The following is a 226-nucleotide window of genomic DNA, read 5'->3' as shown; positions in this document are numbered from 1 at the left end:
TTGGTGTTCCGTCTCCATCACAGTCTGTTAATGGATCCGAAATACATATATCATTATCAATAATCGTTACTGTTCCGCTTGGGTCTGTGTTTGCTGTGTTTCCGCTGGTTACTGTGCCATCGACGGTAAAGGTTTCATCGGTTTCATCTATGGCATCATCCGTGATTGGAATCACTACATCGACACTCGTGCTTCCTGCTGGAATGGTTACGGTTGTTGTCGTGAC

At 45.1% G+C, this 226-nt stretch carries 1 protein-coding gene; it reads right to left on the bottom strand.

Annotated elements, in window-relative coordinates:
• Nucleotides 1-226, bottom strand: a 226-nt coding sequence (locus ACVC08_RS00075; protein WP_452600483.1) for a hypothetical protein, incomplete at both ends; no start/stop codon positions are given.

The sequence above is a fragment of the Pontimicrobium sp. MEBiC06410 genome (assembly GCF_053601615.1).
This window is presented reverse-complemented; position numbering and strand designations above follow the sequence as displayed.